The sequence below is a fragment of the Corallibacter sp. genome (genome assembly GCF_048381695.1).
Classification (GTDB): domain Bacteria; phylum Bacteroidota; class Bacteroidia; order Flavobacteriales; family Flavobacteriaceae; genus Corallibacter; species Corallibacter vietnamensis.
The window spans coordinates 1-8,466 of record NZ_JBLXHI010000024.1; the positions used below are offsets into that span (position 1 = coordinate 1).

Sequence of the window (8,466 nt, forward strand, 5' to 3'; positions counted from 1 at the left end):
GACTCACCCACCCATAGGTACTCACCGGCCCACTCCCTGTATGCAGGGGTCGATAGCGCAGGGTCTTCACATTCCTGAACCACCAAGACATCAGCTTGCAAGCTCTCCGCTTCTGCAAGCTTTCGTCTCAACGCTCCATTACAGTTCCAGGTTACGATATTCATAGATAAAGGCAGTTAACGTTTAGCGTAACCGGTCGACTTTAGAGCACCAACGGAAAATCCGGTCCGTGTTGACGCGTTTGTTAGCGTGAAGATTTACGGTAATCATGGCAGTGAAACACCCAGCTCGCATAAGCGTGCTCTCAACTCCTCTTCTGTAATCGGTGCAGTATATGGCCACTCTAGGAGCCGCACACTTTGGGTTGCCAACAAAGTTTTCTTTCTTTCGTCCCGTGCTTGTGTCGACTTGAAGCCTTCTTCACCACCAAAAAGTGCCACAGGCTCGTAGTGCTGCTGCCCCTGATACTCAATAGCAAGATTGATTTCCGGTACATGGATGTCAACAGACTGTAGACCTAAAAAAGCAGGGCGCCATTGGTGGACTGCCGATGGCCAGAATTTTCTGACCAGGTCTAATAGCGCTACTTCTGAAGCCCATCCTCTCCCAATTTCCGGAATGGACCTATGTCTACGGAAAGCATTCTCAGCTGCGATCATGTAACCCGCGAAGAAATCAGCGACACTGCCAAACCCTATATCGATATTGATGGAAAATATTCTCCCTCTCGGGCCGCCTGGCGTCGTAAATCCGGAAAGATGCCTCCTCAGAGCTGGCCAGTCAGAGGCTGGGGGCATAGGAGGTAACATTGCTGAGCCAAACTCCGGCCTCAGGCGTGAAAGTCGCTCAAGAATTGGAGGATCGTCTTCAAGCGCTCCATCCAAATACTCAAGAAATGTTTCGAACTCTTCAAGCAATCGCCCTGCAATCAACGAGCTTTTTGCGTGCTTTCGGGCCACCAAGCGAATATCCTCGGCTCGGACACCGGTGCCAGTGAGAAACCGGAGATAGAGAACTTCGTCGAACAGTTCTTCACGCTCCTGTGCGGGAATTTCTTCAACTAAACCCATCGCCTCCTGCAGCCCATCGTTCTCAGTTAGGTTGAGAATTCGCTGCCATGTGGGATCCGGATCCCAAGGGCCTGAATTAGCGTCATCTAGGAGGCCGTCAGGGAGTTCTTGGCCCTCCGGGCCCCTAAATTGCTCACCCAAGACTCGAGCCTGCCAGCTATAGCTTCTTGCTTTTCCATTGTCAGCCCAGATTCGAGCGATAGGCAAGTTGGGGTCTAGAGAATTGGCCGTCCAATCTTTACCCTGTGCTATTCCCTCAGGCCGCATGACATAGCTTGTATCAAATCCTGCCTTTACTAAATCACCAAATAGCAGATCGCCAATTGCCTCAACTAGCCGTTCAAAAAATTTGACTTCCGTTCGTTGAACACCGACTGACAAAAGAGTACGTCCTGTGCCGGAAATTTGACGAGACACGAACTGGGCATGGTCAGCCAACTGCATAGCACGTTGACGACGGAGGCTGGATCCTTCGAGAAAGTGCAGCCTGTGTGTGATCTCCTCCGGAAAATTCGGATAGAAAAGAGGGGCTGCATTAAACGCTTTCGGGGCGCGCTTTCTTGGTGACGGTTCCTGACCATATTCAGCCAACAGTTCACCACACAGCTTGGAAAGATTGGCAAAATGTTCCGCGGCCTGACCTCCGGGATCTCGCTTGCCTGCAAGCGTGGCATAAAGCTTCTGCCACTTCGCGAGCTCTTTCCTGTGAAACTCGCGGTCCCTTCTGTTTGTAATCGTTTCTTCATGAAGCTTCACAGCTTCCCGAAAGGCGAGAAGGCCGGATTTTCCTGCTTGCGGAGGGGGCGGCTTTAGTCCCATAACTGCATACTCCGCTCAATCAAAGCTGGTTTGAACATTCGCTAACGCCCCCAAGCAGGGGCATATTTTGCGTTTTGAGCGCAGCGAAGCAAAATATGTCCCACTGCCTTGGTTTGTTAGCGATTCTCCGCAAAACGCCACCCTTTATGGGTAAGTCCAAAAATCTCACGCTTCGGTCCCTGTGGTTTGACGTAGCCCATTGTTTCCAGATCTTCCAGAGCCGATTCGTAGAGCGCATACGATTTAGCATCCTTGTCGCCGAAAACAGAATTCCCCGCCTTTATCGACCTCCCGCTGAGACTTTTTGAGGTTAGTATGGTTCCACTTTTGGTCGCGGCTGCGGCTTCAATAATTTTTACTGCCTCGCCGCTTAAAACATCTGCGTTTAGGGTGGCCCCCATAGAGTTCATTTGAGAAGCCAACTTATCTCGCTCAGCCCTCAACGTCGCTAACTCATTAGTCAGCCGCGCCTTTACGTCCTCATCGTCAATACCAGCGATTTCCTCATCGCGCTTCGCGCGCTCAATTAACTCCTGTTCCTTTTGACCAAACAACTCTGACCGGGCCTGCTCCAGCTTTGTTTGCTGAATCGTCCGCTGATGGTCAGCATGAAGGTGGATTCGATCACGAAGTGCAAATGGCTTCTGCGACAGGTACTCAAAAATATATCTCGACCACGGTGTAAAAATGGCCAAAATCGCCCCCACCAGTAAAGGTAGAACAACCACAGACCACACGCTTGTCTCTTGTTCAAATATTGAAATTCTCTCGTGGGCGGTTGCATCCAACATGATGAGCAGGAAAAGCGCCCGCCAGTTCAAAACTACAAAGGCTAATAGTGAGTAGCCAAAGTAGGGGGCTTGAATCCTTGTAGTAATTGCATCGAAGAGGTCTTTCATAATTATTCTCGTCCAACTTCACCAATACTCGCTAACGCTGCCAGCATGCGCGCCTTTGTAGTGTAGGCGAAGCCGGAATGAAAAAGGCGTCGCCGTGCCTGGCCTTGTTAGGCAATCTCTGACTCCTTATGCTCAATGTATTTCCTGTATATCAACGCCTGCCTTTCTGCGGCGTCCTTAAGTTTGGGGTTTTCTTCAAGTAGCTCATCCACGAGAACAATTGGTTCTTTTAAAGAAGAAAATCCAATTTTTTCCCATAAACGCATGCTGGAAGGTGCAAGGGCAAGAACTTCAGACTCTAGAGAAGTTAGAAAGGAGAAATAATTCCCTGCACGCTTCTCCGCAGAGATCTCAACAAACGTGACCCTACAGTGCTTGCGTATAAATAATGTCCGCAGTCTTTTTGCTAGTTTTGCATCATTTGGATCTTGAGCATTTAGAGCGGCTGAAGGATCTAACTTTTTGCAGTACCGCCACATTCTGCCCGTGCAATAGGCTTGAGAAAATTTATGGCTACGCCCTTCACTGCCAGTAACGTGCTTACTTCCAACACGTTTTCTAAAGCCTTCTGTCGCTTTCGGCGTGCAACCAATGTATCGGATTTTCTTCTCGTGATCCCAGAGAGCATAAATGCCGAACGTTTCGGGTAAATCTGTCAGTAACTGAGGTTCACTTGTTCTCAAATTTTCGAGTATTTCTAGACTGTTCATAGTTTCATCCTTGATGCCTAACGCCCTTGTTAATCGGCGGCCGCTGCGCAGCAGCGGACGTCCACGTTGAACTGATTGTTAGGCCCGCGCATCTGCTTCGCCACCTTTTTCTTCCTCAGGGTAAGACGTCAATAATGCAAGACTTGTTGGCATGAACCACTCTCGGACTAGCTCCTCATACATACTAGAAAGATTTGCTAGGCGACGCCAAACATGGACATCACAATATTCAAGAAACGCGTCGAATTCCTTTGGTGCTATCCCAGCTTCGATGTTGGCCTGAATATCTTCTAGTTCATTCTGGCTCCAGCCCATAGGTTTCCAAAATTCGTGGCCCACCCAAATATCTAGTCGAAGAGAAGCTTCGGTGAAGGTTTTGATCATCGCCAATACACAATCCTGTGAAGCTGGCTCGCCAACCGATGTTAGACCGCGAGCCCGGCGAATCTCTTGGTGCTGGTAGTGAAACGTGCCAAACGCCCCGTACATCTTGGAACGTTTGCCGTAAGCCCTCAACGGCACTAAATTGTTCTCTAGGTTCAAGATCTGGTTAGCTAGCGGAATGTGGATCGTCTTATGGCCCTTTTCATAGAATTTAGGGTCTTCGGGGATAAGTACTTTTTCGATGTAATCGTTAAGACAAACGAAATAAGCGCTCTTAGTATTCGTATCCACGAGTATTAGAAGAACGGGAACAGCAACCCCCATAGCCTGAACGGTCAAAAGTTCAGGTACTTCAAGTTGAAATTTTGCAACTGGGATATCATCGAACTTAGCCCTGTCCTCATTCAAGGGCCCCTTTGCAACGTTGCCACGGTGATATGCCCGCTTTGTTCCATACTCAATTGAGCCCGAACCTTTTAGCTGGATAAAAATGTTTTCACCGAGAGTCTCAGCGAGAGTTTGATCTTCGTCTAGATAATCAAAAAGCTCGACAACACAATCGATTCCATAGTCTTCGCCATACGAATGCACAACCCACGCTTCGGGGAGCTTTTCCCTCAAAACTTGGACTGATATATCCTCCCGAACCTGATTTACCGACCGGCGCTTCCTACGAATATCCATTCTGAATTCCAATTTTTGATGTAACAGCCAACCCCGGAAACCAACCGCCTAACGCTCGCATTTGCGGCTGGTTTGTAGCGCAGCGGAAAACCAGTCCGACAACATGCGCTTGTTATACATTTCTATGAAACAGTAAACATGCTTAACTTTTGGATAAATATAGGAATTAATCGATTTCGTTCTACATTGTACTCCCACAATGATTGGCCGAAGCCTCTTATTCGATCATTCTCATCAAGCTGTTCAAACTGCTCATCCGTTATAAGCGAGAACTTAAGCCACATTGCTAAAAACTGTAGCCTTCTCAAATTTCTATCTTCTTGATCATGCTCGGATAGCCCAGTCTTTTCGCAAAGCTCTTCGTAGGTCATTTTTTGATGCAAAAGAGCCTCATAAACGGATGAATCAACTACCTTTATAACGGCCAGAAATGAAATTATGGGAACAAGCCTAAGCTGATTCTTTGATGAGGATGCGTAAAAAACAGCCAGATTTGTGTAGACCCGCTCAAGCTGGCGCAATGACAAATTAAAGTGCGTGGCGAGCACGTCCAGGGAATCCACTAGATTGCGGCCATCTCCCCACGTTTCTATTTGATGTAAGCCAAATAGCTTTTTATTGTACTGATTGATGTCGCTATCGTTACGGTCACCAGTTTTCTTGGGGATCGTGGTTTCTATGTTAATAAATTTTTGAAGATAGGTGTGCGCATCTATATTCTGCCCGTATATACACTTAACGGCCTCTTCAAGCTGCTTTCTATGCATAACCAGAACAAATACAACATTTTTAACAGAAAATAGATGCTTAATTTTTTCAATTAGCTCTACGGCATAAGTGGGTTTACATCGATCGAGCTCATCGATAATTATTACTAGAGGCTTGTCGCCTTCTGGACTAAGAAGGCTCGGCATTTCCGATAGCAAACCTTTAAATGACTGAAGCAGCTCTACATCCTGCTTGTGTGACGCTAGCCTTTCGCCGACGTAGTCTCCTACGACTGTAGATAACCCTTTAGCTACATCGGATTGAATATCTTTTAACTCGTCTATGTCACTATCTTTTATTGCACCCAGCGTGGCCGCTTTAATTCCGACTTTAGCAGTCCAGGATAATAATTGAACTCCAACATGCTTTGCCTTTTCCCGGAATTCTTTTGACTTTTGAGCATCCGGGTTTACAGAATTCAGTTCAATATATGTTGTAATAGCGCTAGCAACGGCAATAAATGCGTCATCTATATAGTCGTTTGCAAAAGCATCAATATATATACTAGGAACGTCGGCTTGGTTGAGCATGCCTTTCCACATTTTTACAAACGTAGTCTTTCCTTCACCCCACTTTCCATCGAGAGAAATAACAAGCTCATCGCTTGACTGGCAAACTAAATTCAATAGAGATTGACCAAAATTACTTCGGCCAAGGACATCTTGCTCGAATGCCTCATCTTCTCCGACAGTAATCGGGGGGGTGACGATGTTCATCTGTGCTCCTTCACGTATAACGCCAATATTCAGCGGCGGCCTTTACGTAGCGAAGCGAAGAAAAGGCCGTCCGGTGGAGGCCCATAAGGGCCGGGACGAACTGGAATGCTTTGTTAAAACTCGTCTATGACACTCTCGATTCGCTTCTTAGCAAAGCCTTCGGCCAACTTCTTGGCAACAGCGAAAATGGTTTCGATGGAACCTTCCTTGAAATTCTCTTTTATTGCCTCCCAAACCTCCGATTGTCGAAGGTTTGAAATAAACTCATGCCCTGTTGCTGTTAACCGAATATTCGCATCGACCCAATCAACACCGTCATAGTCATCTACCAAACCAATACTAGACGACTTTCCGATGCCCTCGATGAACCCGTAGTCAGCAAGGATTTCGTAATGGAGAAGAAAGTCATCATTCAGGTCCTCCAAGCCCATACCATTGAGAATTCCCTTCAAACTGGGCCTCGGCGAAGGATTCTCTTCGATAACGGTAAGCAGGGACCTCAAATATTCTTTATCCAGCTTCATCGAAACTCTCGCTAGGTTTTAATGCTGATGGTAACCGGCGCCGAAGCGCAGCGAAGGGAACCAAAAGCGATACGTTTTTGGCGTCCGGTTGACCGCATGGTTAGGAGTACTCTCCTATACCTTGGCGATACATCACCCGGCTTATCATTTCGGGAGTCACTACGCCCTTATAAAAAAACCAATGTGGCGCCATCTCTTGTCCGGACACTAATATTTTTTCGGCCTCTCTTGTTTGCTCTTCTATTGGAGCTCCTAATGGAAACCGCGCACTAGCAAGCCCAGCAGCTTTGTAACGCATCCTCTCGCTACCGGGGATTTTATGATGCTGCAACATAAAATCAATGAATCTATCATAGTTAAATAATCTATTATCTAACTCATCTATAGCTACTTCTACAACCGCCTCGGTTTGGTCAAATAACTGAAGCGTTCTATTTGGAGAGAGCCCAGAGATCAGCATGGGAAATTGTTTTGACAAGAAATCAAATTCTCTATCCTTTCTTTCTAATAATTTCTGACCCGATATAAGACCATTGTCATCAGGGCGCAACTCAGAAGTTAACGAAACGAAGGTATTAGGTATTTCAAAGGGAACAATACCTCTCTGAATCCCGCTTTCTAGAATACCCTTGACTGCATCCTTACGGGTAAAATGGTAAAACTTCATAATACTCCTAACAGTGATTAGATAGAGCGCTTCGTTATTGCACAAAAGTGACTTCAATCATCCGCGCCTACCCTTAGATTATTCAGCATCATTTATGCATTAGAATCAGCAGCTTGCAAGCATCTCTACTTCACCCCTGATGTAATCGCGTGACCTCCGCATTATTGCAATAATGAAGCACTGGCAATGATCTTGTCGCAGAGCATCTGCAAGGCCGCCAAAATACAAAGGCGTGCGAAAACCACCTTCGATCAAAAGATCTAAACAAGGCACCAGGAAAAACCAGCGGTAAAAGGGGCGAAAGAGATTCGAAAAAAGCTAAAGCAGCAAACTGAAATCCATCTGTCGTCCCTAACAGCGGCAAGTTCCCTTGTGTGTAAACATACACTACCTAATTTTCAGGAAACTTCCTATATAGTCAATCTGAAATTCAGCAAATTCGCGACGAACGCACGAATTTGCTGTTGAGGCTTCGGGAGGGCTTTGTCGTGCAGTCAGGTGTGGCGGGGCACTCTATAAGGTAGTAACGGCCTCAAGCCGCTGCCAAATACGCCCCCGCAACCGCCAGCACTCCACCAACCCCACGGTTGAAGCGGCTATCGGCTTTTAGCATCAGGCTACCCAGCCCACGCCCAGCCAGAGTGATTGCAAGGGTGGCGATGGAGAAGCCAGCCAGATAGTCCGCCAGTGTTGCGCCTTCTGGCATTTCTGCACCATGGGCAAAGCCGTGGAACAGCATGAAGGCACCAACCAGGGTGCCACCCACAGCGGTGGGCAGTTTCGCCAGTGTGGCAATGAGAATACCGGCCACCAGTACGGAGAAGGTGATGCCAGTTTCAACGCCGGGCACGCTCAGACCGCCCCATGCCAGGGCTGCGCCGCCTACCATTCCGCCGATCACGAAGGCTGGGGTCGCGTTTTTCATGAGTTTGCTCTGGCGCACGCTCCAGAAGCCTATGGCGGCCATGGCCAGCAGGTGGTCAAGGCCCAGCATGGGGTGCAGCAAGCCGCTGGTGAAGCCGCCTTCGGTGTGGCCGGGGTGGGCCATGGCGGATGCAGAGGCGGTTAGTAGCGCGGAGATGGTGAGTAGTTTTGAAGTCAGTTTCATGGTGTTGCTCCTGGTGGTTCTAATATCGATTTGATTCGATTGCTCAGGCTTCTTCAGCCAGTTTTTCGGGGCGTCTTTCCGGCAGCATGCCGCGTTCAAGGATGAAGCTGATGATGG

The 8,466-nt window shown here is 47.8% G+C and carries 8 protein-coding genes; all 8 read right to left on the reverse strand.

All coding sequences use genetic code 11. The features are described 5' to 3' along the window. Positions 1 to 266 precede the first annotated feature (266 nt). Positions 267 to 1,889, reverse strand: a complete 1,623-nt coding sequence (locus ACN5J3_RS14065; RefSeq protein ID WP_418512142.1) for a hypothetical protein — start codon at positions 1,887 to 1,889, stop codon at positions 267 to 269. 116 nt (positions 1,890 to 2,005) lie between these two features. After that, complete coding sequence (locus ACN5J3_RS14070; protein WP_418512143.1) at positions 2,006 to 2,788, reverse strand: hypothetical protein; 783 nt, start codon at positions 2,786 to 2,788, stop codon at positions 2,006 to 2,008. 107 nt (positions 2,789 to 2,895) lie between these two features. Further along, positions 2,896 to 3,498, reverse strand: a complete 603-nt coding sequence (locus ACN5J3_RS14075) for a hypothetical protein (protein ID WP_418512144.1) — start codon at positions 3,496 to 3,498, stop codon at positions 2,896 to 2,898. 78 nt (positions 3,499 to 3,576) lie between these two features. Continuing rightward, positions 3,577 to 4,566: a DUF4365 domain-containing protein gene (locus ACN5J3_RS14080; RefSeq protein WP_418512145.1), complete on the reverse strand. Its 990-nt coding sequence runs from the start codon at positions 4,564 to 4,566 to the stop codon at positions 3,577 to 3,579. A gap of 122 nt (positions 4,567 to 4,688) precedes the next feature. After that, positions 4,689 to 6,050: a KAP family P-loop NTPase fold protein gene (locus ACN5J3_RS14085; protein WP_418512146.1), complete on the reverse strand. Its 1,362-nt coding sequence runs from the start codon at positions 6,048 to 6,050 to the stop codon at positions 4,689 to 4,691. A 113-nt stretch (positions 6,051 to 6,163) separates the two neighbouring features. Beyond that, the gene (locus ACN5J3_RS14090) at positions 6,164 to 6,574 is read right to left on the reverse strand and encodes a DUF2513 domain-containing protein (protein ID WP_348424352.1); all 411 of its coding nucleotides are present in this window, start codon (positions 6,572 to 6,574) and stop codon (positions 6,164 to 6,166) included. A 100-nt stretch (positions 6,575 to 6,674) separates the two neighbouring features. Further along, entirely contained in the window at positions 6,675 to 7,241 is a 567-nt protein-coding gene (locus tag ACN5J3_RS14095) for a hypothetical protein (protein WP_418512147.1), read from the reverse strand. A gap of 532 nt (positions 7,242 to 7,773) precedes the next feature. Beyond that, a partial coding sequence (locus ACN5J3_RS14100; protein WP_418512148.1) for a HupE/UreJ family protein occupies positions 7,774 to 8,466 on the reverse strand: 693 nt, incomplete at its 5' end.

Excerpts from the sequence above, each read along its gene's own strand:
- ACN5J3_RS14065 (WP_418512142.1), bottom strand. The coding sequence starts at position 1,889 with ATGGGACTAAAGCCGCCCCCTCCGCAAGCAGGAAAATCCGGCCTTCTC.
- ACN5J3_RS14070 (WP_418512143.1), bottom strand. The coding sequence starts at position 2,788 with ATGAAAGACCTCTTCGATGCAATTACTACAAGGATTCAAGCCCCCTAC.
- ACN5J3_RS14075 (WP_418512144.1), bottom strand. The coding sequence starts at position 3,498 with ATGAACAGTCTAGAAATACTCGAAAATTTGAGAACAAGTGAACCTCAG.
- ACN5J3_RS14080 (WP_418512145.1), bottom strand. The coding sequence starts at position 4,566 with ATGGATATTCGTAGGAAGCGCCGGTCGGTAAATCAGGTTCGGGAGGAT.
- ACN5J3_RS14085 (WP_418512146.1), bottom strand. The coding sequence starts at position 6,050 with ATGAACATCGTCACCCCCCCGATTACTGTCGGAGAAGATGAGGCATTC.
- ACN5J3_RS14090 (WP_348424352.1), bottom strand. The coding sequence starts at position 6,574 with ATGAAGCTGGATAAAGAATATTTGAGGTCCCTGCTTACCGTTATCGAA.
- ACN5J3_RS14095 (WP_418512147.1), bottom strand. The coding sequence starts at position 7,241 with ATGAAGTTTTACCATTTTACCCGTAAGGATGCAGTCAAGGGTATTCTA.